The 25,019-nt window shown below is 68.7% G+C and carries 28 protein-coding genes and 1 riboswitch; of the genes, 17 read left to right on the forward strand and 11 right to left on the reverse strand.

Annotated features, from left to right (window positions below; translation table 11 throughout):
* The first annotated feature begins 144 nt into the window (after window positions 1-144).
* Window positions 145-1,161: a glycosyltransferase family 9 protein gene (locus AC5RUP_RS00605; RefSeq protein WP_494158209.1), complete on the forward strand. Its 1,017-nt coding sequence runs from the start codon at window positions 145-147 to the stop codon at window positions 1,159-1,161.
* Here AC5RUP_RS00605 and AC5RUP_RS00610 read toward each other — a convergent pair.
* The gene (locus AC5RUP_RS00610) at window positions 1,094-1,870 is read right to left on the reverse strand and encodes a sigma-70 family RNA polymerase sigma factor (protein ID WP_494154878.1); all 777 of its coding nucleotides are present in this window, start codon (window positions 1,868-1,870) and stop codon (window positions 1,094-1,096) included. The genes AC5RUP_RS00605 and AC5RUP_RS00610 overlap by 68 nt on opposite strands.
* A gap of 315 nt (window positions 1,871-2,185) precedes the next feature.
* Window positions 2,186-2,926, reverse strand: a complete 741-nt coding sequence (locus tag AC5RUP_RS00615) for a DUF427 domain-containing protein (protein WP_494132330.1) — start codon at window positions 2,924-2,926, stop codon at window positions 2,186-2,188.
* 80 nt (window positions 2,927-3,006) lie between these two features.
* Here AC5RUP_RS00615 and AC5RUP_RS00620 point away from each other — a divergent pair, with 80 nt between their 5' ends.
* Window positions 3,007-3,477 carry a carboxymuconolactone decarboxylase family protein gene (locus AC5RUP_RS00620; protein WP_494092165.1) on the forward strand — a complete coding sequence of 157 codons (471 nt, stop codon included), beginning with the start codon at window positions 3,007-3,009 and terminating at the stop codon, window positions 3,475-3,477.
* 91 nt (window positions 3,478-3,568) lie between these two features.
* Here the strand turns inward: AC5RUP_RS00620 and AC5RUP_RS00625 are convergent, their stop codons facing one another.
* The gene (locus AC5RUP_RS00625) at window positions 3,569-3,967 is read right to left on the reverse strand and encodes a RidA family protein (protein ID WP_494092166.1); all 399 of its coding nucleotides are present in this window, start codon (window positions 3,965-3,967) and stop codon (window positions 3,569-3,571) included.
* A gap of 164 nt (window positions 3,968-4,131) precedes the next feature.
* Here AC5RUP_RS00625 and AC5RUP_RS00630 point away from each other — a divergent pair, with 164 nt between their 5' ends.
* The 8 genes from AC5RUP_RS00630 to AC5RUP_RS00665 all read left to right on the forward strand — a co-directional run bounded on the left by AC5RUP_RS00630 (window position 4,132) and on the right by AC5RUP_RS00665 (window position 9,550).
* Window positions 4,132-5,376, forward strand: coding sequence for a pyridoxal phosphate-dependent aminotransferase (locus tag AC5RUP_RS00630; RefSeq protein WP_494153827.1), 1,245 nt, complete (start codon window positions 4,132-4,134; stop codon window positions 5,374-5,376).
* 435 nt (window positions 5,377-5,811) lie between these two features.
* Window positions 5,812-6,246, forward strand: a complete 435-nt coding sequence (locus tag AC5RUP_RS00635; protein ID WP_494153828.1) for a septum formation family protein — start codon at window positions 5,812-5,814, stop codon at window positions 6,244-6,246.
* A 129-nt stretch (window positions 6,247-6,375) separates the two neighbouring features.
* A complete protein-coding gene (locus AC5RUP_RS00640) occupies window positions 6,376-6,585 on the forward strand; it encodes a hypothetical protein (RefSeq protein ID WP_494092169.1) in 210 nt (69 codons plus the stop codon).
* 58 nt (window positions 6,586-6,643) lie between these two features.
* A complete protein-coding gene (locus AC5RUP_RS00645) occupies window positions 6,644-7,015 on the forward strand; it encodes a glyoxalase superfamily protein (RefSeq protein WP_494153829.1) in 372 nt (123 codons plus the stop codon).
* Between the two features lie 423 nt (window positions 7,016-7,438).
* Window positions 7,439-7,687 (forward strand): hypothetical protein, encoded by a 249-nt coding sequence (locus AC5RUP_RS00650; RefSeq protein WP_493978913.1) that lies wholly within the window; start codon window positions 7,439-7,441, stop codon window positions 7,685-7,687.
* A 193-nt stretch (window positions 7,688-7,880) separates the two neighbouring features.
* Window positions 7,881-8,270, forward strand: a complete 390-nt coding sequence (locus tag AC5RUP_RS00655) for a VOC family protein (protein ID WP_494149855.1) — start codon at window positions 7,881-7,883, stop codon at window positions 8,268-8,270.
* A 48-nt stretch (window positions 8,271-8,318) separates the two neighbouring features.
* The gene (locus AC5RUP_RS00660; protein WP_494153830.1) at window positions 8,319-8,609 is read left to right on the forward strand and encodes an acylphosphatase; all 291 of its coding nucleotides are present in this window, start codon (window positions 8,319-8,321) and stop codon (window positions 8,607-8,609) included.
* A gap of 398 nt (window positions 8,610-9,007) precedes the next feature.
* Window positions 9,008-9,550 (forward strand): AMIN-like domain-containing (lipo)protein, encoded by a 543-nt coding sequence (locus tag AC5RUP_RS00665; RefSeq protein ID WP_494153831.1) that lies wholly within the window; start codon window positions 9,008-9,010, stop codon window positions 9,548-9,550.
* Window positions 9,551-9,676: 126 nt separating this feature from the next.
* On the opposite strand, the gene AC5RUP_RS00670 is transcribed toward AC5RUP_RS00665, so the two are convergent.
* Complete coding sequence (locus AC5RUP_RS00670; RefSeq protein WP_494153832.1) at window positions 9,677-11,584, reverse strand: penicillin-binding transpeptidase domain-containing protein; 1,908 nt, start codon at window positions 11,582-11,584, stop codon at window positions 9,677-9,679.
* A gap of 145 nt (window positions 11,585-11,729) precedes the next feature.
* Here AC5RUP_RS00670 and AC5RUP_RS00675 point away from each other — a divergent pair, with 145 nt between their 5' ends.
* From AC5RUP_RS00675 to AC5RUP_RS00705, 7 genes are all read left to right on the forward strand, one after another.
* Window positions 11,730-12,656 (forward strand): diacylglycerol/lipid kinase family protein, encoded by a 927-nt coding sequence (locus AC5RUP_RS00675; RefSeq protein ID WP_494149852.1) that lies wholly within the window; start codon window positions 11,730-11,732, stop codon window positions 12,654-12,656.
* A 164-nt stretch (window positions 12,657-12,820) separates the two neighbouring features.
* Window positions 12,821-13,639, forward strand: a complete 819-nt coding sequence (locus AC5RUP_RS00680) for an amino acid ABC transporter substrate-binding protein (RefSeq protein WP_494153833.1) — start codon at window positions 12,821-12,823, stop codon at window positions 13,637-13,639.
* A gap of 42 nt (window positions 13,640-13,681) precedes the next feature.
* The gene (locus AC5RUP_RS00685; RefSeq protein ID WP_494065506.1) at window positions 13,682-14,341 is read left to right on the forward strand and encodes an amino acid ABC transporter permease; all 660 of its coding nucleotides are present in this window, start codon (window positions 13,682-13,684) and stop codon (window positions 14,339-14,341) included.
* A complete protein-coding gene (locus AC5RUP_RS00690; protein WP_494149851.1) occupies window positions 14,328-15,134 on the forward strand; it encodes an amino acid ABC transporter ATP-binding protein in 807 nt (268 codons plus the stop codon). The genes AC5RUP_RS00685 and AC5RUP_RS00690 overlap by 14 nt, the downstream gene beginning before the upstream one ends.
* 264 nt (window positions 15,135-15,398) lie before the next feature.
* On the forward strand, window positions 15,399-15,611 hold the full coding sequence (locus AC5RUP_RS00695) for a hypothetical protein (RefSeq protein ID WP_494000808.1): 213 nt from the start codon (window positions 15,399-15,401) through the stop codon (window positions 15,609-15,611).
* An 86-nt stretch (window positions 15,612-15,697) separates the two neighbouring features.
* Window positions 15,698-16,567, forward strand: coding sequence for a prephenate dehydratase (locus AC5RUP_RS00700; protein ID WP_494153834.1), 870 nt, complete (start codon window positions 15,698-15,700; stop codon window positions 16,565-16,567).
* Between the two features lie 147 nt (window positions 16,568-16,714).
* Window positions 16,715-16,829, forward strand: a riboswitch (SAM riboswitch).
* 52 nt (window positions 16,830-16,881) lie between these two features.
* Window positions 16,882-17,388, forward strand: a complete 507-nt coding sequence (locus tag AC5RUP_RS00705; protein ID WP_494065041.1) for a flavin reductase family protein — start codon at window positions 16,882-16,884, stop codon at window positions 17,386-17,388.
* Window positions 17,389-17,438: 50 nt separating this feature from the next.
* On the opposite strand, the gene AC5RUP_RS00710 is transcribed toward AC5RUP_RS00705, so the two are convergent.
* From AC5RUP_RS00710 to AC5RUP_RS00740, 7 genes are all read right to left on the reverse strand, one after another.
* Complete coding sequence (locus tag AC5RUP_RS00710; RefSeq protein ID WP_494154932.1) at window positions 17,439-18,428, reverse strand: aldo/keto reductase; 990 nt, start codon at window positions 18,426-18,428, stop codon at window positions 17,439-17,441.
* Between the two features lie 135 nt (window positions 18,429-18,563).
* The gene (locus AC5RUP_RS00715; protein WP_494158210.1) at window positions 18,564-19,580 is read right to left on the reverse strand and encodes an alpha/beta hydrolase; all 1,017 of its coding nucleotides are present in this window, start codon (window positions 19,578-19,580) and stop codon (window positions 18,564-18,566) included.
* A 189-nt stretch (window positions 19,581-19,769) separates the two neighbouring features.
* A complete protein-coding gene (locus tag AC5RUP_RS00720; RefSeq protein WP_494093119.1) occupies window positions 19,770-20,147 on the reverse strand; it encodes a hypothetical protein in 378 nt (125 codons plus the stop codon).
* An 82-nt stretch (window positions 20,148-20,229) separates the two neighbouring features.
* Window positions 20,230-21,162, reverse strand: a complete 933-nt coding sequence (locus AC5RUP_RS00725; RefSeq protein ID WP_494024256.1) for a cytochrome b/b6 domain-containing protein — start codon at window positions 21,160-21,162, stop codon at window positions 20,230-20,232.
* Between the two features lie 132 nt (window positions 21,163-21,294).
* Window positions 21,295-22,011, reverse strand: a complete 717-nt coding sequence (locus AC5RUP_RS00730) for a FadR/GntR family transcriptional regulator (RefSeq protein ID WP_494093118.1) — start codon at window positions 22,009-22,011, stop codon at window positions 21,295-21,297.
* Window positions 22,008-23,372, reverse strand: a complete 1,365-nt coding sequence (locus AC5RUP_RS00735) for an MFS transporter (protein ID WP_494158211.1) — start codon at window positions 23,370-23,372, stop codon at window positions 22,008-22,010. Before AC5RUP_RS00735 ends, AC5RUP_RS00730 begins: the two co-directional genes overlap by 4 nt.
* 258 nt (window positions 23,373-23,630) lie before the next feature.
* Window positions 23,631-24,854, reverse strand: a complete 1,224-nt coding sequence (locus AC5RUP_RS00740) for a glycerophosphodiester phosphodiesterase family protein (RefSeq protein WP_494155053.1) — start codon at window positions 24,852-24,854, stop codon at window positions 23,631-23,633.
* Window positions 24,855-25,019: the final 165 nt, after the last annotated feature.

Raw genomic sequence — 25,019 nt, forward strand, 5'->3', positions numbered from 1 at the left:
TGTTCCCAGCACGGCTGCGACCTAAACACTTCTCCTGTTACTACTTTTGTGTCGCCCGCTCCCGCCGCGGCAGCGGCTGCCGCCGGAAGCGCCGCGTGCGGGCATCTGGAAGGATGGGCACAGCCGGAAGGAAGGACGGGTGCAGTGGCAGAACCTGAAGGACTCGAACGGGACGGACGCCCGGAACTGTTGGTGCTCCGGGCGCTTAAGCTGGGCGATCTTTTGGTCGCGGTTCCGGCGTTGCGGGCTCTGCGCGCGGCGTACCCCGAACACCGGATCATCTACGCCGCGCAGGCCTGGCTGCGGCCTATCCTGGAACTGACCGGCGCGGTGGACGACCTGCTGGCCACGCATGGACTCGATGTCCCGCTGGCACTGGCGCCCGGCCGGGTGGAGATCGCCGTAAACCTGCACGGCAACGGGCCGGAGAGCCGAGGCCGGCTGGAAGCCCTACGGCCCGCCAGGCGCGTCGGCCACCGGGCGCCCGGCTGGGACGGCCCCGAATGGCCGGACGGCGTGCACGAACGCGAGCGCTGGGCCCGGCTGCTGCAGTGGCACGGGATCGATGCTGACCCGCTCGACTACCGGCTGGGCAAACCCGCCGTCCCGAGCCCCTGCCCGGGCGCGGCGGTACTCCATGTGGGTGCCGCCTACGGCAGCCGGCTGTGGCCGGCCGAGCGCTTTGCCGCGGTCGCCCGTGAACTGGCAGCCCAGGGACACTGCGTCCTGTTCACCGGCAGCACGGCGGAACGGCCGCGGGCACAGGCCGTGGCCGAATTGGCCGGGCTCGGCCAGGACACCGTCGTCGCCGGGACCCTGCCACTGGCGGAGTTTGCCGCGACGATCGCCGAGGCCGCGGTCGTCATTTCCGCCGATACCGGCGCCGCCCACCTGGCGTCGGCCTATGCCCGGCCGTCGGTGGTCATTTTCGGGCCGGCACCGGTCAGCGACTGGGGCCCGCCGCCCGGCCCCCATATAGTCCTGACCGACGAGAGCCTGCGGCTGGGCGACACGTTTTCCGCGGACCCCGACCCTGCCCTGCTGGCCGTCAGCCCGGAGGACGTCCTGGCCGCGGTCGCGCAACTGCCGGTCGCTACGCCGTCCGCATCCGCTGCCGGGCCGGGGCCTGCGGTTCCCCCAACACGCGGTGCTGGAGTTTGACCAGGATCCTGGCCAGCGCGCGGGACACCTGCATCTGGGTCATGCCGATGCGTTCGCCGATGCGGCGCTGGGATTCCTCCTCGAAGTACCGGTAGAAGAGCAGTTGCCGCTCCTGCGGCTCCAGTTCGCGGATGGCGCCCCGAAGCATCAACAGTTCGTCGGTCCGGTCGGTCCCGCCGTCGGAGACAGCCAGCGTCTCGGCCAACCCCTGCCCCTCGGGGGTCCCGTCCAGTGATTCCGGACGCAGGCTGCCGTGGCAGTTGAGGGCTTCGGCGACCAGTTCCGGGCTTTCGGCGAGCGCGTCGGCCAGCTCCTGAAGCCCAGGTTCGCGGCCCAGCCGCTGGGCGAGTTCGGACGTCATTTTGATCGCCGCCGTCCGCAGGTCCTGGAGGTGGCGCGGCGGGCGGATCATCCACGAACTGTCGCGAAGGTAGCGCTTCAGTTCGCCGTGGACCGTGGGGGCGGCGTAGGCGCGGAAGTCCGCGCCGTGCTCGGGGTCAAAACCGCGGACCGCCTTGAGCAGCCCCAGCCGCGCCACCTGGTTCAGGTCATCGAGCTCCCTGCCCGGGCCCGAATAGTTGCGGGCGATCCCCTCGGCAATGCCCAGGTGCCCCAGCACCAGCTCCTCTTCCAAGGCGGCGCGGAGGGACCCCCTGGCGCGTCTCGCCTTGCGGAACAGAACCTGAATGTCTTTCTCGTTGTGTTGCATCAGAAGCCCACCATCTTCTCGGGAAGTGCGCGACCCAAACCGCTTCTCCCCCAAGAGAACATAAGCATGCTGATTATGCAACAGCCCGCCGCCGGAAAAATGCGCAAAAGTCTTTTCTTTTCCCGGGAGAAGAAGGTATAAGCAGCAGAAGTTCCGACCGCAGCCCGGGCCACCGGGAGGGCGGAGGAGAGCGGCAGCAGCCAAAATTATCCAGAGCGGCCGAGCCGTGCGGGAACGGCCGTCCCTGACGTGCCCGCGTCGGGTATCAGCCGCTCTCGATGGCAGCGCAGGCCCGGAGCGAAACGGGGACGGAAATCACGACCAGGGCGTGTCCGGCTTTTCCTGCGCCTGGCCGTCGACGACCAGGTCCACCTTCTCGTTGTAGAAGCAGAAGAGATCGCGGATCTTGGGATTTTCCGGGATCGGATCCGGGTAGCTCCACACCACATCGTGAACGACCGCCTGGCCGACGCGGACCGACCAGTAGCGGGCCTGCCCCTTGTACGGGCAGCTGGTCACCGCGTCGCTGGCTTCCAAGAGATCCGTGCGCACGTCGTCGGCGGGCAGGTAGTAGCGGACGGGAAGATGTGTTTCGAAGAGCATCAGCGGTCGGATGCTGTCGGCGATCTTCTCGCCCTCCAGGTAGACCTGGACCCGGCGCGAGCTGCGCAGCGTGTCTACCCGTTTGTATGGATCGCGGGCATGTACCTGCGCGCGTTCGTCTTCCTCGTACCATTCCAGCTGGCGCCACGAGAACGTCACATGCCCGGCCAGGGCGGCGAGTCCGCCCGACGGGTCGGGATGCTCCCAGGCCCCGGCTTCGGCCCTCTTGTTGCCAACGGCCACGTCCCACACCTGCTGCCCCGCCCGCCCGGTGTGCGGATTGGACAGCACTCCGTGCGCTACGTCCTCGCGCGGCACGTAGTAGGTGGGCAGGCTTCCGGTGTCGTACTGGACCAGCAGCTTGGCCCTGGTGCTGTCAGCCACCAGGCTCCCGCCCAGCCGCACGCGGATGCGCCGGGCGGTCGGTTCCGTGAAGGGCCTTTCGAATTCCATGTGGCACACGCTACTCCGATCGTGCCGCCGCGGGCAGTGCTGTCAGAATGGGCATCACAACACCAACCAGGAGGCTTTGAGTGGGCACCGAGGAACGTACGGCCAGGTTTTACATCGACAAGCAGACACCGGCGGCTTACCGCGCCCTGAACGGGGTGGCGCTCAAGGTAGCCGACGCCGCCGAGGAAGCCGGGCTGGACCGGAAACTGGTGGAGTTGCTGAACCTGCGCATCTCGCAGATCAACGGCTGTGCGTACTGCCTGAACATGCACACCCGGCTGGCCCTGGGCGAGGGCGAGACGGCGCAACGCCTCTCCGTGCTTCCGTCCTGGCGGGACACCGAGGTCTTCACGGACAAGGAGCGCGCCGCGCTGGCCCTGGCCGAGGCGCTGACCGAACTGACGGACCACCACAGCCAGGAGCGCGCCTATTCCGCCGCCCGAGAGGAACTCACCGACGACGAGTTCTCCGCGGTCAGTTGGATCACCGTCGCGATGAACGCTTTCAACCGCGTGTCCATCGTCAGCAAGCATCCGGTCCGGCCGCAGTAACCAACCCGGGCCGGGCAGGCCGGCACGGGGCCCGGCCGGGGTACGACGGCGGTGCGCTGCGGTTTCCGTTCAGCGGCTACTCAGGCCGCGGCTACTCGGGCTGCGGCGGGACCTGGGCGAGCGCGTCGATCTCCACCAGCACGCCTGGCCGCGCGGAGCCCACCTGCAGGACGGTGATCGCCGTCGGCACCGGCCCCCACACCTCCGCGGCCGCGGCGTACCCCGCGTTCGCGTCCTGCCCGGCGGCGAGGTAGATGTTCAGCTTGGCCACGTCCTGCTGCGTGGCACCGGCCTCCTCGAGGACGGCCAGCACGTTGCGCATCGCCTGCTTGGTCTGGCCGGCAAGATCGTCACTGACCATCTCGCCGTCCGCGTTGATCCCGTTCTGGCCGCCGACGATCAGCAGCCGGCCGGGTCCGTCCACGAGCACGCCCTGGGAAAAGGCCGGACTGCGGAACATGCCCGCTGGATTTATGTGCGTGAGAGCCATGGCTTTCCTCCATTTTTCCGGTTAGGGGCGCACAGGCACCGGCACCGCGTGCCGGTGCCCCTGCGGGAGCGTAACCACGGTAGGCCGATGCGGCACCGGGCACCAGACCCGCGCAGTGGTGAAGCCCACATGAACGTCCGATGCACTCTGTGAAAAAATAGGGCATGCGTCCCATGCAACATTCCAGCAAACTCCAGAACGTCCGGTACGAACTTCGCGGCCCGATTTTGCACGCGGCCAAGAAGATGGAGGCGGAGGGCCACCGCATCCTGCGGATGAACCTCGGCGACCCGGCGCCGTTCGGGCTGGAGGCGCCGGAGTCGATCGTGGTGGACATGATCCACCACCTGCGCGGCGCCCAGGGCTACAGCGATTCGAAGGGCATCTTCTCCGCCCGCACGGCCATCTCGCAGTACTACCAGACCAAGGGCCTAATGCAGATCGGCGTGGAGGACATCTTCATCGGCAACGGGGTGTCCGAGCTGATCTCCATGACGCTGCTGGCGTTTTTGGAAAACGGCGACGAGGTGCTGATCCCTGCTCCCGACTACCCCCTGTGGACCGCGTCCGTCACGCTCTCCGGCGGCAAGGCCGTGCACTACCTCTGCGATGAGGACAATCACTGGTGGCCGGACATGGCGGACGTCGAAGCCAAGATCACCGACCGGACACGGGCGATCGTGCTGATCAACCCGAACAACCCCACCGGCGCCGTCTACCCGCGGCACGTGCTGGAACAGTTCGCGGCCCTGGCGCGCAAGCACGATCTCGTGCTGTTCTCGGACGAGATCTACGAGAAGATCACCTACGACGGCGCCGTCCACGTCCACACCGCCTCGGTCGCGCCGGACCTGCCGGTACTGACGTTCAGCGGGCTGTCCAAGGCGTACCGGATGCCCGGCTATCGCGCCGGCTGGGTAGCCATCAGCGGGCCGCGCGCGGAGACCGCGGCCTACCGCGAATCACTGGAGCTGCTGGCCTCGCTCCGGCTGTGCTCGAACGTGCCGGCACAGCACGCCATCCAGACGTCGCTGGGCGGCTACCAGTCCATCGGCGACCTGGTGAAGCCCGGGGGCCGGCTGCACGAACAACGCGACCTGGCCTGCCGGCTGCTCAACCAGATCCCGGGCGTCAGCTGCGTCCCCGCGGCCGGGGCGATGTACCTGTTCCCCAAGCTGGATCCTGCCGTGTATCCGTTCGAGGACGACGAGAAGTTTGTCCTGGACCTGCTCGAGGAGGAGAAAATCCTGGTTTCGCACGGCAGCGCCTTCCACTGGCCCACGCCGGACCACTTCCGGTTCGTGATCCTGCCGTCGGTGGAGGATATCGAAGAGGCCGTCCGCAGGATTTCTTCCTTCCTTGCCATCCACCGGAAGAAGACGGCCGACGCCGCTGCTGCCGCCGTCTAAAGGCTGCCGGCCCGCCAGGCTAGGCGGGAACGCCGGCGCCACCCCAGCCGTGCTACCGATCAGTCGGCTAAAGCACACCTTCGCCGAGGGGCAGGGCGTGCCGTGGCCGGGCGGGACAGCGTGCCGTGGGCGGGCGGGACAGCCTGCTAGGCTGCTGAGGATTCCAGCCGCCGGTCGGGCGGCTGTGGTGCCGGGCATCGGGGGAACATGCGGACCAGGCCGACGGCCGCCCTGATGGCGGTGTGCGCGTTGCTGCTCGCGGGCTGCACGGAACCGGAGGCGGAAGCAGGAGCGGCATCCCCGGCCACGGCGAGTGCCACTCCGGCAGCCTCCGGCGGCGGGTCCGCCACCGGTCCTGCCGCCGGCACATCCCATGGCCCCATCCGGCTGGCCTCTCCCCCGCCCGGTCGCCCGACCATGGCGCCCGCGGAGACCGTGGGAGCAGCGGATCCCGAGAGCACGGATGCCTACATCGACGACTTCCTCGCGACGCAATGGTCTTCCGGCGTGGAGCCCTCGGCTCTGGATGAGGCGTCCGTCGGCGACTGTGTGTTCTTCGATTGGGAGTATTCCTCCGGCCCAACGACCTCCGCGTTGTTCCAGGTACCCTGCCAGGAGCCGCATGAAGGCGAGATATTCGGCTCCATCACGCACACCGGCGAGCCGTATCCGGGTCAGTCAGCGCTGCAACGCGATGCCGAACCCCTCTGCGGCGAGGTGATTTCCCAGTTTCTCGAAGCCCGGTTGATTCCGGACGGCACGCACCGGCTCTTGTTCCCTACGCGAGCGGACTGGGATTCGGGTGAACGCACCTCCGTTTGCCTGTACCATCCCGGCTCCCTGTTGGAGCGCGGCTATTTCGGGGAATAGCCGGCAGCGCCGGCCGGCAGGTGCGTGAATTCATTGTGAACATGCGGCCGGATCCCTTGTGGCCGCCCTCGCCCGCCCGGATGGTAGAGGAGAGATGCGACGCCGTAACCCGATCCGAGGAGCACCACCATGCCTGAGACCCCGCTCGAAAACTGGGACCTCGTTCCCGGCACCTTGGTGGAGGTGTACAGGGACGGAACGCTGCTGCGCACCGGAAGAGTCGATGCGGTAACACTTGATGCGGACATCGTCTGGCTGGCCAACAGTGGCTCCCACCCACGCCGTCTGTTCGAAAAGTCCGAGGGGTACCGGCTCCATCTGGTTGCGGACGGGGCCTGACCGCAGTCCCGCGCCGGACCCTACCGCCGGGGGCCCTCCCGGCGCTAGCGTGTCCGGCATGGAGATGAAACTCGAACTGGTGGCCGTGCCGGTCACCGACGTCGACCGGGCCAAACATTTCTACGTTGAGCAGGTCGGCTTCCACGCAGACCACGACCACCGGGTCAACGACGGCCTGCGGTTCGTGCAGCTCACGCCGCCCGGCTCAACGTGTTCCATCGTGATCGGCGAGGGCATCACGGAGATGGCGCCCGGCTCGCAGCAGGGGCTCCAGATGGTCGTTGCCGATGCCGAAGCGGCCCGGGAAGAACTGCTCGGCCGCGGCGTCGCGGCGAGCGACGTGGACGCGCAGCCGTGGGGTAAGTTCGTCTACTTCAGCGACCCGGACGGCAACACCTGGGCGCTGCAGCAGCTGCCGCCCAGGGACTGAACCTACCGCTGGCGCGCTGGCCCTGAGGCTTCCGGGCTGGCCCGGTGGCCGGCGCAGCGCCGCATGGATAGCCCGCATCTGCCATGGCCGAAGCTTGGCTCCGTCTGGGGCCACCGCCGGGAGAAGCCCCAAAAACTTTTCTTGGTCCGGCGGAATAATTCGGCCCTCCGGGGGTGTTCCCTAAACTGAGAATGCCAACGGACAGCTGAGGGACCACCAAGTTTGCAGCAGGGATCAGCGGAGAAGCTCCTTCCCGCGCCCTGCCGCCTCGCAGCCCCTACCGTCAGCGCTCACCGGCACCCGGCAGGAGCCGGCGCTTCACGCCTGACGAGCAGTCCCCGAACGATGCCGCGGCAGGGTCGGCCCCACAGCCGATCCGCCTGGCACAGCACGCCCTTACCGCCACAACACAGGAGGTCACGTATGACACTATCCGCACCCGGTCAGTCCCCGCTGGTCAATTCCACCCCCACCAGGATCCGCAATCTCGGACATTTGCGCCGCGGCGATTCGGTCGAGGCCCGCATGGACAATGCCGTCCAGTACCGGGGCCGAGTCGACCGTACCGCACCCGGCGTCGGCCTGGTGTGGATCCGTGATGAGGCGGACGGCTCGCGCCGCGCCATCAGCACGCAGGACTGCACGGTCTGGCGGTTGCCGCAGAAGGGCTAACATCAGCACGGGGCGGCACAGCCCCTCCCACGGAGCGGACGGCTTCGGCGACCACCACGGCGCCGGCGTCGTCCGTTGCTTCGTTAAACCGGCCCTTCCGGGGTCGGCGCTTGTCCCGGCGGGCCTGGCCGGAGTTGAATGGAGCCAGCGTTGGGGCCGGCGCGGGTCCCCGCCACCGCCTTCGGAGCATGCCATGGCCGTCTCGTTCAACCACACCATCGTCTACGCCGCCGACAAAAAGGCGTCGGCGGAATTCTTTGCGGAGATCTTCGGCCTCGATCCGCCGCAGCCGATGTTCGGACACTTCATGACGGTCCTGCTCGAGGGCGGCGTGGCACTCGACTACGCGGACACCGGCGGGAACGTGCAGCCCCAGCATTACGCCTTCCTGGTCACCGAGGACGACTTCGACGGGATCCTCACCCGCATCCGGTCGGCCGGAATCGACTACTGGGCAGACCCGGGCCGCAGCCGGCCCCAACAAATCAACCGCAACGACGGCGGCCGCGGCGTCTACTTCACGGACCCGAACGGCCACTTTCTGGAGGCCATCACGCGCCCCTACGGCTCCGGCGCTGCCTGAGGCGAGGCGCCGTCGTACGCTGGACCGACGTTCGAACAGGAGCGAAGCATGCAAGAGGAAGCCATCGGGAACGTCCGCCTGAGCGCGACGGTGAGCGGCCGGGTCCAGGGAGTGGGCTTCCGGTACTGGGCACGGGAACGCGCCGAACGACTGGGGCTGGTGGGCTCGGCCGTGAACCAGGAGGACGGCACCGTGGGCGTGGTGGCGGAGGGGCCGCACGATGCAGTGCGGCAGTTCGCGGCCGCGTTCGAGTCCGGCACGGCGCCGGGGCGGGTGGATGCGGTCGAAGCGACGTACGGCCCGCCCACCGGCGGGTTCAAAACCTTCGAAGTGGGCTGAAGAAGGGGGCCGAAGGAGGCCTGATAGGGGCCCAGGCGCCGGGTGGTGTGACGTTTAAATCGAGCCGGCCCCGCGGCGTGTTCACGCGGGACCGGCTCTTTGGGGGATCGCCGGCCCGGCAAAAACGTGGGGGTCCGTAACCGGCTAACGCTGAAATTATGCCACTCGTCGCGCCCAAATTTCAGGACTGTGATTTATGTTACGAAATGACGTAACACTTCTCCGTCGCCGGGTTTGGTTACGGGCAGAGTGCGTTTCCGATTACCGAAGGATCAAGAAAAGCGTGCCCGGGCCGCGTGCCGTAACGGTTGCGGCGTTATCGCAAACGTGCCGGGTCCCGTCGCGGAAAACGCCCCTATCCTGAGTGCATCTGTCACCCCCATGAAAGGCGGTGTGCCATGCGCAAGCTCCCCACATGGCTGTCCGTGATCCTGCTGGTTCTCGGCCTGGGATTGGTGGCGCCCGGCCCCGCCACCGCGGCGCCCTACTGCGGCATCACCTGGGGCTCGACGGCGGAGTCCGCGCCGGGGACCACGACCGCCCCCATCACCAACGTGCGCACCGGCCGGCACGCCTGCTTCGACCGCATGGTCGTAGACCTGCGCGGCGACGTGGCCGGCTACTCGGTGAGGTACGGGACGGTGCGGGCCCAGGGATCCGGCCATGCGATCCCCTTGCGCGGCGGCGCCGACCTGGCCGTGGTCGTGAAGGCTCCTGCGTATGACTCCAACGGGCGCGGCACCTACCGGCCGGCCAACCCGAAGGAGCTGGTGAACGTCACCGGCTACACCACCTTCCGCCAGCTCTCCTGGGGCGGCAGTTTCGAGGGGTACACCACCATCGGCCTCGGCGTGCGCGCCCGCCTGCCGTTCCGGGTCTTCACCCTGGACGGCCCGGGCACCATGTCCCGCCTGGTGATCGACGTGGCCCACCGCTGGTAGGCCTGCAACTCTGCAGGCAGGCCGGGCGCCTGGCGGCCTCTGCCCCGGCCGGCCGCTGACTACGGCGATGCCCGCCTTCGGTGCCTTCACGCACCCGGGGCGGGCACCGCCGTCGTCGTCTAACGCCTAGCCGGCGGCGGCTTCCAGAAACGCCTCGGCCAGCGGGCCGGCGGTTTCGGAGCCCAGCTCGCCGTCCTCCACGAACACCGCGATGGCAAGGTCCCCGTGGCCGGCGATCACCCAGGAGTGGGTCTGCGGCGGGTCCTGCGAGCCGTACTCTGCGGTGCCGGTCTTGCCGATGGCGGGCTTCCCGGGCAGGTCGGTCAGGTTGGCCAGATAGCCGTCCACCACTGCCGACCGCATCATGCTGCGCAACTGTTTGGCTTCCCCGGCGGTCAGTTCGGGCGCGTCCGGGAGCTCGGCCTTGGGGTCGTGCCCGTCCACCAGCGTCGGCACCACCGAACCGCCTTCCACCACGGCCGCCATCAACGTGGCCAGCGCCAGCGGCGACGCCTGCACCCGTGACTGGCCGATCAGCGAGGCCGCGTGCGCGGTCCCCTTGGTGTCCTCGCGCGGCACCTCGCCCATGAAGGCCTCGATGCCGGGGTCCGCGGTCATGCCGATGCCCAGGGCGCCGGCGGCATTAGCCAGCTGGTCCTGGGAGAGTTCCCGGTGCTCGGCGATGAACGCCGTGTTGCAGGAATGGGCGATGGCCTCGGTCAAGGTGATCCGGCCGGTGAATTCGGCGGGATAGCTGTCCGCGTTCTCGAAGCTTCGGCCGTCCACGACCAGTTCCGGGTCGCAGGTGACGGCGGAGTCGGGGGTCGCGCCGTTGCGCAGCATGCCCAGCGCGGTGGCGATCTTGAAGGCGGAACCGGGGGCGTACCGGCCCAGGAACGCGGTGTTGTAGCCTTCGCTGTCCGGACCGTTCGCGGCCGCCAGGACGGCACCGGTCGACGGGCGCAGCGCGACGATCGAACTCGGCGAGTCAATGTCGGCCAGGATGTCCTCGGCCGCCGACTGCAACTTCGGCACGAGCGTGGTTTTCACGTTTTCGCCGTCCACCGGGTCTTGGCGGAACAGCTGGCGGGACGGCGCTTCGCCGCCCTCTTCGGCCGGCTGCCCGACGGCGGAGACGGTGGCTCCCGGCGTGCCGGAGAGCTCGGTGTTGAAGGCTGCCTGCAAGCCGGACGAGCCAACGGTCTCGCCTGCCACCACCGTGCCCTTGGACTTCTCGATGTCCTCGGCCGTGGCCTCCCGGACCGATCCCAACACCGGCGCGGCGAACGTGCGGTTGGGCGCCAACGGAATCTGGTCACCCAGCGCCAGGAAGCCCTCGATGCCCTTCAGCTTCTTCTGGTCCAGCTCGTCGAAGGCGTCCTCGCGCAGCGTGATGGCGTCCACGAAAGCCTTGGGCCCGTAGGCTTCAACCTTGTCCAGGTAAGCGGCGGCGTCGATGTCCACCAACTTGGCCAGCGCGCGCGCGGAGTCCTCGGCGGTCGCTGTGTCCAGGCCTGTCTTGTCGATGCCGACTATCCTGACCGGGCGGTTCTTGACGATCGCCTCTCCCTCGGCGTCAAGGATCCGGCCGCGCCGCGGTTCCTCGGTGGAGAGCACCAGCCGTTCGCCCTCGGCAAGCGAGGGCTCCAGGATCTCGGGCTTCCACCGGACGTGCCAGGCGTTTTCGGCGTAGTGCAGGTCGGCCCTGGTGGTGTAGCTCCAGCCCTGCTCCGCATCGGCCACCGGCCAGTCATAGGAAAGGGTGGCCCGGAAGAGGTTGGATTCGACCTCTTCGACGCCTTCCACTGTGACTTCGGGCTTTAAGGGGTCCATCCCCTCGGTCAGCGCGGCCAGCTGTTCCTGCACCTGGGCGCCGGTGGCATCGGCGAAGGGCACGTCCGACACGTCGTTGGCGGCCAGCGCTTCCGCCAGTGCCCTGGCGGTCGGTTCCGGCGATTCCCGCTCCGGAGCGCAGGCAGCCACCGCTACCGTCACCAGCAGGGCGGTGATGAGTGCAAGTGCGCGCCGAAGCAATTCTTCTCCCGGATCCGATGGTGTCCTGTTAGAACCTATAAGCGGCCAGCAGCGATGTCGAGCCGGACGGCACCGGCGGGATGGTGCTTGAATGGGTTCGTCGGGACGCCGGCCTCGGCCCGGCAAACAGGACAGTAAGGACACCATGACCGAATCCGCTCCCCCAGCTTCCCGCCGTGCCGCGGTGGTCTGGAACCCGTCCAAGAAGTTCAACTTCGACCTGGTGGCGCTGGTCGAGGGCCTGTGCGCCGAGACCGGCTGGCAGCCACCGCTCTGGCTCGAGACCACGCTCGAGGATCCGGGCGCCGGCCAGGCGCACCAGGCGCTGGAAGCGGGCGTCGACCTGGTCATCGCCGCCGGCGGTGACGGAACGGTGCGACGCGTGGCCGGCCGGCTGGCGGCGACCGACATGCCGCTGGGCGTGATCCCGCTTGGCACCGGCAACCTGCTGGCACGCAACCTGGACCTGCCGGTCGATGACCCGGAGACCGCGGCAGGCATCGCGTTGGCCGGCCGCGACCGCCGGATCGACGTGGTCCGGGCCACCGTGGACAGGTCGGGCGGCGACTCCGTGTTCCTGGTCATGGCCGGTCTCGGCTTCGACGCTGCCGTGATCGGCGGCACCGACGACGGCCTCAAGGACCGCATCGGGTGGCTGGCCTACGTGGAAGCCGGCCTGCGAAACCTTCCGGGCAAGCCGGTCCGCGCCACGGTCACCATAGACGGCGGCAAGCCCATGACCGTGCGGATGCGCAGCGTGATGGGCGGCAACTGCGGCAAGATCCAGGGCGGCTTCGAAATGTTTCCCGGCGCGCGGCTCGACGACGGCCTGCTGGACGTCATGACCATCTCCCCCCGCGGCCGGCTGGGCTGGCTCGGCGTGCTGGCCGGGCTCGCCAAACGCGGCCGCAGCGTGGACCCCTCGGTTGACTACTACCAGGGCAAGCACGTGGAGATCCACGCCGGCCGGCCCCAGGAGATGCAACTGGACGGCGACCATATCGGCATGGGTTCCCGCCTGCTGATGCGCGTCGACCCGGGCGCACTCGTGGTGCGGGTGGCACCGGAATAGAACAACAACGACGCCGGTGCGCGCCGTCGGGAGTGCAGCTGCTCACATTGCCGACACAGTTCGGAACATATCTTGAGGTACCCGTTGTTGTACGTGCTAGCTTCAGCGTTTGCCGGTCACCCGCCGGTTGGCTCGTCGTCCCACATCACAAGGGGTTTTCCACCATGATTCGTCGTCGTTTGTCCGTCCTCGGTGCCGCCGCAGCCGCCGCGCTGGTGCTGGCCGGCTGCAGCACGTCCTCGCCGTCGGGGTCGGAGCCGGCGACCTCCGCCGCCGCGACCACGCTGCAGGAGATCCAGGAGGCCGGCGTGATCACCGTGGGGACCGAGGGGACCTACCGCCCGTTCTCCTTCCACGAAAACGGCACCGGTGACCTGACCGGTTACGACGTCGAGATCGTCACCGCGGTGGCGGACAAGCTCGGCGTCGACGTGCGGTTTGAAGAGACCCAGTGGGATGCCATCTTCGCGGGGCTGGAGGCGGGGCGTTTCGACGTGATCGCCAACCAGGTTTCGATCAATGAAGACCGCCTGGCCAAGTACGACTTCTCGGACCCGTACACGGTCAGCACCGGCGTCGTCGTCGTGAAGTCGGACAACAACGACATTTCTTCCCTGGCGGATCTGGAGGGCAAAACCTCCGCCCAGTCGCTGACCAGCAACTTCTACAAACTGGCCAAGGGCGCCGGAGCCAATGTCGAGGCCGTGGAGGGCTGGGCGCAGGCGGTTTCGCTGCTGGAGCAGGGCCGGGTGGACGCCACGGTCAACGACAAGCTGACCTACCTGGACTACCAGTCCACCAACGACAACAAAGACATCAAGGTAGCCGCCGAAACAGACGAGGAGACGCAGAGCGCCTTCGCCTTCCAGAAGGGCAGCGACGACCTGGTGGAGGCCTTCAACACGGCGCTGGAGGAGCTGCGCGCCGACGGCACGCTGGAGGAGATCTCGGAGAAGTACTTCGGCGCGGACGTCAGCAAGTAATCCGGCCGGCTTTCAGGGAGACGCTAACGTAACCGTATGGACATCGACTGGGAGCTCGTCGGCAGTTCGCTGTGGCCTATAGTCCAGGGCGGATTGACCGGCACCATCCCCCTCACGCTGGCCAGTTTCGCCATCGGCCTGCTGCTGGCGCTCGTCGTGGCCCTGATGCGGCTGGGCCGAAACCGGGTCCTGGCCGGCATCGCCCGCGCCTATGTTTCGGTGATCCGCGGCACGCCCCTGCTGGTCCAGCTGTTCGTGATCTTCTACGGCCTGCCGTCGATCGGCGTGGTGCTCGACCCCTGGCCGAGCGCGGTCATCGCGTTCTCCCTGAACGTGGGTGGATATGCGGCCGAGATCATCCGGGCCGCGATCCTCTCCGTCCCCAAGGGCCAGTGGGAAGCCGGCCACACCATCGGCATGGCCGGCACCACCACCCTGCGCCGCATCATCCTGCCCCAGGCCGCGCGCGTGTCGGTGCCGCCGCTGTCCAATACCTTCATCTCGCTGGTCAAGGACACCTCCCTCGCCTCCCTGATCCTGGTCACCGAGGCGTTCCGGGCCGCCCAGGAAATCGCGGCGTTCAGCCAGGAGTTCATGCTGCTCTACATTGAGGCCGCGGCGGTCTACTGGGTGTTCTGCCTGGTGCTCTCCGCCGGGCAGTCCCGACTGGAGAAGAGGCTGGACCGCTATGTCGCCCACTGACGTCCCTTCCGCCGCCGCTTCGCAGCGCGGCTCCGCAGCCGGACCGGTGCTGACCGTGGAGGGCCTGCGAAAGTCCTTCGGCAGCAACCAGGTGCTCAAGTCCATCGATCTGTCCGTCCAGACGGGTGGCGTCCTGGCCCTGATCGGACCCTCCGGGTCGGGCAAAACCACCGTGCTGCGTTGCCTGAACGGCCTGGAAACCCCCGACGGCGGACGGGTCGCCTTTTCGGGCGGGCCGGCCGTGGACTTCGGTTCGCCGGTGAACCGGAAACAGATCGCCGCCCTGCGCGACCGCAGCGCCATGGTGTTCCAGCACTACAACCTGTTTCCGCACATGACTGTGCTGCAGAACATCATCGAGGGCCCGGTCCAGGTGCAGAAGCGGCCCAAGGCCGAAGCGGTGCGCGAGGCCAGGTCGCTGCTGGACCGCGTCGGGCTCTCCGGCAAGGAAGACCAGTATCCGCATCAGCTCTCCGGCGGACAGCAGCAGCGGGTCGGCATTGTCCGGGCCCTGGCGCTCAAACCCTCGCTGCTGCTGTTCGACGAGCCCACGTCCGCACTGGATCCCGAACTGGTGGGCGACGTGCTGCACGTGATCAAGGAACTGGCTGACGAGGGCTGGACCATGGCCCTGGTCACCCACGAGCTGGCCTTCGCCCGTGAAGTGGCCAGCGAAGTGGTGTTCATGGACGGCGGCGTGGTGGTGGAACGCGGACACCCCGAACAGGTGCTGCGCGAACCGCGGGAGGAGCGCACCCGGCAGTTCGTCCATCGGCTGCTGAACCCGTTCTAGGACCGGGTCCGCCCCCGGGTGCCCCCGCCCTCCCCGCTGCAGGCTCCCTGCACCCGCGGCGGTCCCGCCGGCACCGGCGTTCGCCGCACCCCCGCCATGGCAGGAGTGGCGCACGCCACGCCGGTGGAAAATTCATCTGATGTCATCTGGGATGGCAGAATGTAAAGTTCCATGCACCGTTCCGCATGGCAGGCTCGTTCCGGCCGGAAGCTTCCATCCCGCGTTTCTCCTGCGCGGAAACCTCCGGCCACGAAAGGCAGAACCATGGCCACTTCCCTGGCTACCAAGTCGTTGACCGCACAGACGGCTTCCGAAGCGCACGATCTCCTGAATGCTGCGGTCGAAGAGCTGCAAAAGCTCGCCGCCATCGACGGCGATTGCGGCATCCTGGTCACGCGCACCGGCCCCGGGCAGTTTACGGTGGAGCTGAGCGACGACGTGCCCTACGGCATCACCCAGGAATCGCATCTGTACTAAGCGGTTGGCGGGCCGGTCAGGTTATGTGACGCCGGCCGGTTGCCCGGAATGAAGCGCGGGCCCGCCCCGGTGGGATAATTTCGCCCATGGCTGCTGCAATTGCGTACCAAGGTGAACCCGGCTCGAACTCCCACATGGCTTGCCTGGAAGTGCGCCCCGGTTGGGACGCGGTGCCGTGTGCCAGCTTCGAGGATGCGTTCGCTGCCGTCACCGGCGGCGAGGCCGAACTGGCCATGATCCCCATCGACAACTCGATCGCCGGCCGGGTGGCGGACATCCACGCGCTGCTGCCGAAGACCACCCTGCAGATTGTGGAGGAATTCTTCCTGCCCATCCGGTTCAGCCTGCTGGGCGTACGCGGGGCCACCGTGGAGCAGGCCCGGGAGGTGCACAGCCACATCCACGCCTTGGGCCAGTGCCGCAAGCTGATCCGCAGGCTCGGGCTCACTCCGGTCATCGCCGGCGACACCGCGGGTTCGGCCCGGGAGGTGGCCGAATGGAACGACCCGACCAAGGTCTCCCTGGCACCGCCGATGGCCGCCGAACTCTACGGTCTGGAGGTTTTCGCGGAAAAGGTCGAAGACGATCCGACGAACACCACACGGTTCGTGGTGCTGGCCGACCGCCGGCCGGTCCCGTCCCGCGAGGAACTTCCCGGTCCGGCGGTGACCAGCTTCGTGTTCCGCGTGCGGAACGTGCCGTCGGCGCTCTACAAGGCGCTGGGCGGTTTCGCCACCAACGGCATCAACATGACCAGGCTGGAGAGCTACATGGTCGGCGGCGAGTTTGCCGCCACCATGTTCATGGTGGACGTCGAAGGCCACCCGGACGATCCTGCCATGGTCCACGCCTTCGAGGAACTGGACTTCTTCACCACCGAGATCCGCCTCCTGGGCGTTTACCCGGCGCATCCGTTCCGGCGGCAGACCGTGCGCGCCGGCGCCGCCGCACAGTAGCCGTGGCGGCGGCCGCCCGTGGGCCGCAGCCGTAGCGCCGCAACCGTCGCGGCAGCCGTCGCGCGGCTGCCGCCGGTAAAACGCTGCATTTGACGAACTGTTACCGGCGTTTGACCCAGGCCCTTCCCCGCTCTTAGCGTGGAGGCGAATCAAGAGCGCCAACTTCACAGCCCTGGCTGGTTGGCCGGCAACCCTCTACCGTAGCGGGGTGCTCCAGGTGATGATTCGGCCCGCCGGGTATGTCGGCAGGCAAGTACGCGTATCCACCCGCAGCAGCTCGGCCGCAGCGGATGCGCCCAAGCCCCAAGGACGCCATGTCGCTACACCATGACCTGACCCCCAACACGTTGCGCTCAGCCTTCGGCCGCTTCCCCTCGGGCATCGCGGCGCTGTGCGCGATCATCGACGGCGAGCCGCAGGGCATCGTCGCCTCCTCGTTCACCGTGGGCGTCTCCCTCGAGCCGCCGCTGGTGATGTTCGCCGTGCAAAACACCTCACGGACCTGGCCGCTGGTCCGCCGGGCCGACCGGATCGGCGTCTCGGTCCTCGGCACCGGGCACGACGGCGTCTGCCGCCAGATCGCGTCCAAGAACGGGGACCGCTTTGCCGGCCTGAGCCTGCACGGCACGGACGACGGCGCGCTTTTCCTCAACGACGCGGCGCTCTGGCTGGACTGCTCGGTGCACCAGGAAGTCCCGGCCGGGGACCACCACGTCGTGCTGCTGCAGGTGCACGGCCTGTCCACGCACGACGGCACGCACGAGCCGCTCGTCTTCCACGATTCCGCATTCCGCCGGTTGGAACAGCCGGCCTTCGTCTAGGACGCTTGGTCCCGGCCCAGCCGGCAGCGGGCTGGGCGAGCCGCGGGCAGCTACGGCAGCGGCCTGCCGCGGGCCGCCACCCACAGGGAGTACCACTCCTCGCGGGTCATCGATGCTCCAACCGCCTCCGCCTCGGCACAGGCCCGGATCCGGTCCGGGCTGCTGGTGCCGACGACCGGCCGGATGCCTGCCGGATGCCGCAGCAGCCAGCCCAGCACCACGGCTTCGGGCGGGCAGCCCTTGTCCCGGGCAAGTTCCGTGACCAGGGCTGCCGTTGCATGGTCGGCCGGGGGTGTGGCATCCGCGGGCGCGGAAGCATCCGGTGTCGCGGCCTCCGCTGCCGCGCGCCCGCTGTACCGGCCCTGGGCCAGTGCGCCCCAGGCCTGCAGCTCCACTCCGTGGGCGGCGCAGTATTCCAGGGTGCCGTGCGGGAAGCTGATCCCCGTTCCCTCCGGGTGGTTCACCAGCACCCCCGACTCCAGCCAGTCGCGTCGGTACAGGCTCATTTCCAGCTGGTTCACCGCCAGCGGTTCATCCAGCGCCGCCTGCAGCCAGCGCATCTGTTCGCCGGACATGTTCGAGACACCAAGGCGGCGGACCTTCCCGGCCATCCGAAGCTCGTTGAAGGCCGCGGCGATCTCTTCGGCCGGCGCCAGCGGATCCGGCCGGTGGATCAGCAGCGTATCCAGGTGATCGGTGTGCAGCCGGCGCAGGCTCTCGTCGGTGCGGGCCAGGATCGCTTCCCGCGAGGAGTCGTAGTGCCCGACCAGGCCGGGGACCGGCAGCCGGATGCCGCATTTGCCCTGCAGCCGGATCGAGTCGCGCAGCTCGGGACTTTCCGCCAGCACCCGCCCGAATGCGGCCTCGGCCTTGCCGTGGGCGTAGATGTCGGCGTGGTCGAACGTCGTGATCCCGGCCTCCAGCGCCGCCGCCACGGCCGCATGCGCGGCCGACACATCGGCCGCTTCCAGCGGCCCGCTCCCCCAGCCACCGCCCAACCCCATGCAGCCGAAAATGAGGCGCGATCCGGCGTCGTCCATTGGTAGTTCCCCCTTCGCTGGGCAGGTTTCCAGCGTACGACGGCGGCGCCCGGGGAGGCATCGGCGCCGGCCTGAGGTGATGCAGCCACCGAAGAACACACCGCGCAGCGGGGCGCCGGTTCAACTCCGGCCGCATCAGCCGGTGTGGCGGCGGAGGAACGCCACGCTGCGCTCCAGCACCTGCCACGCCGCTTCCAACTCCAGGTTGAACTGGAACTGGTGCCCCAGGCCGGCCTCGGTTTGGGGGAAGGACTCCTCCACGGCCGCGCCCTTGATCCGCAGCGCTTCGACCAGCCCGAGCGAGTGCGGCAGCAACGGGTCGGTGTTGCCCGCGGAAACGAAAGCCGGCGGGTAGTCGGCGCCCACATGCCGGGCCACGGAGGCCAGCGCGACGTACGGACGCTCCAGATAGTCCTTGGCCCCGGTGTAGGACCACAGCACCGTGCGCAGGTAGTTCTGGTTCCCGGCCTGGTCCGCCCCGGCGAGCGAGAGGTCGTACGCCCCGCAGTGCAGCAGCACCGCGCGCAGCCGTTCCGGCTTCATGGGCGAGGCGATGCCCAGCCTTTTGGCATAGTCCGGGTCGGCGATGACCAGCGCCAGTTGCGCAGCAATTTGCGCGCCCGCCGAGTCCCCGGCCAGCACGATCCGCTCGGTATCGATGTGCAGCCGATCGGCATTGTGTTCCAGATAGCGCAGCGCGGCGGCCGTCTGGCGCACCGGCGCCGGGTAGCGGCGCACGTGCGCCAGCGAATAGTCCACGCCCACGGAGGTGAAGCCGTAGGAGGCGAGGATCCGAAGGTAATTGGCGACGTCGTTCTTGGTGCCGGAGATCCAGGCCCCGCCGTGGATCCAGACAATTGTCGGAAGGCGCAGCGAATCCTGGGCCGCCTTGTCCGGGAAGAACACGTCCAGGCGGGTATGGCCGTGGTTGCTGAGGTATTCCTGATCCAATACTTCGCTGATGCCGTCCGGCACGTGCCGGGCCATCGCGCGGGCCGTGCGCCGCCCGTCCCGTTCGGACAGCACCCGCAGCAGCACCGCCAGCGGCCGGGGGCTGAAGCGCAGCCACAGGACCAGGCCGCCGGCAAGGGCCGCCGGGACGGTGACGAGCACGGCAACGGCTGTCAGTGCGCGGCGGATGCGGACCTGCATGGCTTCCTCCCGATCGGCCTGTGGTGAACCAATCGTGAGCCCGCCCCGCCCGCGGGGCAAGCCCCTCCGATGCCGGCCCGTCAACCGCCGGAAAGCCCCGCCCGCGAAGGGCCGTGAGGCTCGCAAACGGCTGGACGGCCCGCCGACGAAAAGTCTTGCGGCTCGCCCGCCAAGGGCCGGGAAACCACGTCAGCCGAGGGCAACCACCAGGCTCAGCGCGGCCAAGACCAGGGCGACCGGCGTCATGGTCCACCGCTCGGGCTTGCTGCGCGAGATGGCGTTCAAAAGGACGCCGACGAACAGGTACGCGGTCAGGACCCAGCTGAGGACGAGCGACGCGGTCTCCGGCAACGCGTCGAGAAGCTGCGCCCGGTCCATGATGACGAACACGAAAAACGCATACAGGAGCACCGAGACCGCGCTCCCGATGCGCAGCTTCGTCGGCAGGATGCGGTGGCTTCCTCCCCAGGCGAACCGTCCCAGCGGCAGGCCCGCGGCCAGCAGTATCTGGAAGACCGCCAACAGCGCGAAGACAAGGCACGCGGCGATGGCCGCAACGGTGATCATGGCGAGCAGTGTAGCGGTGCAGCCTTCAGCCGCGGTCAGGCGTTCAGCGGCTGGCGGTCAGCCGGCCACGCGTGCCAAGCGGTCAGCGGCTCGTGACCTTGCCCGTGAGCGAGGCGATCGGGCGCAGGAAGATCGGACGGGCCAGGAACCAAGCCGCCACGGTCACCGCGACGGAGGCGGCGAAGATCCAGAAGCCGGTCCACCCGCCGTCGTCCGTGGCCGCATACATGTGGTTGAGGTTGCGCAGCGCGCCGGTGGCCAGCACCAGCGTCACGTGCACGATGATGAACAGCACGAAGTACACCATCACCGGGAAGTGTATGGCCCGGGCCGCCTCAATCGGGAAGTATTTGTTGACCGCGGCCCGCTTGGGCCAGGCAGCCGAGGTGCGCAGGCCGGAGACGATGGCCAGCGGGGCGGCGATGAAGACGGTCGCGAAGTAGGTCAGCAGCTGCAGCGCGTTGTAGTTCACCCACCCGTTCTCCAGCGGCCAGTCCAGCGAGGCGTACTGCAGCACCGCGGACAGCGCGTTCGGGAAAATGTCCCAGCTGGTGGGCACAATCCGCATCCAGTGCCCGGTCGCGAAGATCAGCACCATGAACACGATGCCGTTCAGCACCCACAACGCATCCAGGGTCAGGTGGAACCACAGGTTCAGGGTGATCTTGGTGGGCGCGTTCCTGGTCTTCACCAGGCCCTTGTTGTTGCGCGTCCAGTACGCCGGCGAGCGCGTGCCGGCACGCACCTGCAATCCGGTGCGGATGATCAACACGATCAGGAAGAAGTTGAGGAAGTGCTGCCAGCCCAGCCAGGCGGGCAGCCCGACCGGCGCGGACTCGGGAAGTTCGGAGCGGCCCGGGTACGCGGCCAGGAAGTCCTGGACGCCCGGCATCGTGCGAAGCCATTTGGCCAGCAACACCAACAGCAGAAGCACGACGACGGCGCCGGCCACCGCCGCGGTAATCTTCAGCCACGTCTTCCGGGTACTCCCGGACGGTTTCGTCGAAGTGGACATCGCCAGCTTTCCTCGTTCCCTGCGTCCCGACAATCCGGGCTTCGTGATTCAAGGTACCCCGGCCGGGCGGCATCATGCCACACGCGCGGCCGCGGCGGCCAGAGCCCGCCGCGGCACGGGGCGAGCGGGGCGCTATTGGCCTCCCTGCGGCATCCATTTCAGGCAGTAGCGCAGGTTGGCGGTCACGGTCCGCACGGCGGCTTCTTCGTCTCCGGCAGCGATGGCGTCCGCCAGGTCCTCGTGTCCGGCGCGCAGGCATCCATCGAAGCCGTCCCGCAACCGCTGGGCCATCTTGGTCCCGTGGAACACGTCGCCGAAGCTGCCGTACAGCTCGTGCAGCAACTGGTTGCCGGAGGCCTCGGCCACGGCCAGGTGGAAGTCCCAGTCCGCGGCGATCCACCCTTCCAGGTCCTGCTCCGCCCACGCTTGCCGGCGCCGGGCCAGCATCTCCCGCAGCGCCTCCACGGCGCCGCCGGTAGCTGCCGGTTCCGACCCCGCCGACTGCGCCGACTGCGCCGCGAGCCGCGCCGCCTGGGTGTCCAGCGCGAAGCGCACCTGCAGCACGTCCTCGTCGTCGTACTCGCGGTAGGCGCGGCGGGCGGTGCCGCTGATCTCGCTGGTGGCCCGCACGTACGTGCCGTCGCCGCGGCGCACCTCGAGCATCCCGGCGTGGGCCAGCGCCTTGACCGCCTCTCGCAGCGTGCCGCGGGAGACGCCCAGGCGTGCCATCAGTTCCGGCTCCGGAGGGATCCGGGTCCCCAGCTGCCACCGCCCCGCCGCGATGGACTCCCGCAGCCTCGACGTAACTTCCTCCGCCAGCGGCGGCCGCTGCAGCGGGCCGGACCTCATGCCCGCGCCTCCCGCGCCAGGCCGCTGACCGCGTGGGCCAGCAGCAGTTGCAGCGCCGCGCCGGCCACCAGCAGCACCAGCGGCACGGTCCAGTCGGCGAGTGCCTCGTGCAGCAGGCCGAGCCCGAACGGGCCCAGCGCGGCGAAGAGGTAGCCCACCGATTGGGCCAGCGTGGACAGCGCGGTGGTCTCGGCCGCGTCCGAACCGCTGCGGCTGATCACCAGCATCAGCAGCGGGAAGACCCCGAAACCTAGGCCGATCAAGACCGCGGGGAGCACGGCGAGCTCGGCAGGCAGCACGAGCAAGGCGAGATAGCCTGCCAGCGACGCCGCGCAGGTGATCATGAAGGCCGGCCGCAGCAGGCCCGGGCGCGCCGCCATGGACAACAGCAGGACGACGGCGGGGATGGACACCAGCTGGACCAGCGCGAGCAGCTGCCCGGCCGCCGCGGAATCCACCCCGCGCGAGATCAGGATGTAGGGCAGCCAGCCCATCACGGAATAGACGAGCAGCGCCTGGATGGTGAACAGGCCGGTGAGCAGCGCGCCCTTGCGGGTGAGCAGCAGCGGCCACGGCGACGATTGGCCCCGGGTCCGAGGGCCCGGCCCGCGCCTGCCGGCCACGGCCATGGGAAGGAACACCGCGAGCCCGACGACGGCCAGCAGCGCCCAGGCGGCCAGCGCGAGTGACGGCGAGTCCAACTGCGCGGCCAGCGGGACGCTGACGGCCGCGGCCAAGGTGGCGCCGATGGACATGGAGATGGTGTAGGCCCCGGTCATCGTCGAGGGCCGGTGCGCGAAGTATTTGCGGATGAACGCCGGCAGCGCCACGTTGCAGACGGCAAGGCCGGACATGGACACCACCGTGCCGGCCAGCAGCATCCCGACGGATTCGATCCCGCGCAGGCTTAAGCCGGCGATCAGCAGCGTCAGCGCGAGTGCGATGGCGCGTTCCAGTCCCATGCGGCTGCTCAACCAGGCGGTCGCGGCGCCGGCCACGGCGAAGCACAGCACGGGAACGGTGGGCAGCAGTGCGGCGACCAGCGGCCCGTACCCCAGCAGCTGCTGCAGGTCGTGGAAGAGCGCGGCCGCGCTGGCAATACCCGCCCGGAGGTTCAGCCCGATGAGGATCACGGCGGCGACGGCCGCGGCGATGAACCAGCGGCGATGCGCGGCGGCGGGGGCCGGGGCAATCTCCTGCACGTCCAGCTCCGGCACCAGGGCCTCGGCGAACTCCACGGGAGCCTCGTCGCCGGCGGGCGCTTGGCCGCCGCCCGGCGCTTGGTCGCTGCCCGGCGCCTGGTCACCGCCCGGCGCTTGGTCGCTGCTGCTGCCGCCGCTGGGCCGTCGCTCCAAAATCATTCTCTAAACGTTAGACGTTTGATGTCTGACCACCAAAAGGGTTGGTCCGCGGGCCGTTCGGGCGGACGCGGCAGCCGGCGCGAGCACCGCCGTCGCAACTTTGGGGGACGGCGTGCCGCGCCCCCACCGCGGGGCGCGGAGGGAGCTTCGCCCTCGTATGTTTCGGGAACGCGTTGGGGGACGCGATCAACTGCGCCGGCACCTCGGGCGGCGGAAGGCTGCCCGGGGTGCCGGCGTCGGCGGTGCAGAACCTGCCGCTTAGTTGGCGAAGACGTCCTGCAGCGTGCCCTGCGGGGTCCACAGCGCTATGGAGTCGCCGCCGTTGTTCAGCACTGACGCGGTGCCGTTGTTGTAGTAGGCGTCGGCACTGTTGGTGCCCGGACCGGTGTAGACCCGCAGCTCCGCGCCGGGGGCGAGCACATAGCCCGCGCCGACCGTCAGGATATTGTTTGCCGCGTCGCGGATGATGTAGCCGCTGGCGTCGATGCTGTGGTTCGCCGTGTTGCGCAGTACCACGTGCTCGCCGGTTTCCGGCTGGACGTCGCTGCCGGCCGGGTCGTTCACCGCGCCTTCGATTTCCAGGCCGGTGCCCGCGGGGAAGGGCTTCCGCCCGTCCAGGTAGCGCATCGTCTGGATCGGGAAGTCACCGGTGACGGCGTCGACGCCGAGGTCGATGGAGTGCTGGACCGCCTCGGGCGAGTTGGCGGTGTAGACGCCGACGACCAGCCCGGCGGCCTTCGCGTCGGCAACCTTCTGCGCCGTCAGCGTGCGGTAGTTGGTGCCGATCGAGTCGGCAAAGGTCGCCCAGGATTCCAACGTGGCCGGGCCCGGGACGGTGCTTGAGAGCTGCTGCAGCGCGATCTCGGGGGCCAGTTCTGCGAAGGTGCGGTTGGAGGCCTCGTCGAAGCCGAGGACCTGGACCTTGTCGGCGGCAACAAGCTTCTTCCACGCGGCATCGGTGCGGAGCTCGTCGGCGACGAGCTGCTCGATTCCCGGGGAGTTCTTCGGCGACTTGATCTCGATGTACACGCCGGTGTTCACCGTGGCAATCTTCGCGGCGTCGTCCAGGTGCGGGATCCGTTCCCCGTGGTACTGGTCGCCGAAGTAGGATCCGGCGTCGAGCTGCTGCAGTTCGTCCCAGGTGAAGGACGTGATGGGGTCGCCGGCACGCCCGGGGAAGACCTCCTCCACGTTGGTGGTCCGGGCCGGAGTGTCGTCGTGGAACAGGAACGGCACGCCGTCGGCGCTGAGCTGGACATCGATCTCGAAGAAGTCGGCGCCGGAGGCGCGCCCGTCCTTGAAGGCCGCGACCGTGTTTTCGGGGGCGGTGCCGGCGGCCCCGCGGTGGCCGATCAGCAGCGGGGCTTCATCCTGCCCGCCCGGGTTGTTCTGCGCGCCGGCCGCCGGGGCGGCCACGAGGGTAGCGCCGACGGCGACGGCCGCGGCGGAGGTGGTCAATGTTCTGAGCAGGCGAGATGCCATGGGATATGACGCCCTTCGTAGTGGTTGTCCGGGTTTCCCCGCCATCGAGCTTCACAGCGCCAGTGAACCTGCGGGCCAACTGGCTGTGAACTCGCGGTGAAAGGAGACACCGCCCAGGGGCGGGGCCTGGCGACGGCGCGGCCGGACCCCCAGGGGATGCCGCCG

The organism is Arthrobacter sp. Y3223151, assembly GCF_059091125.1.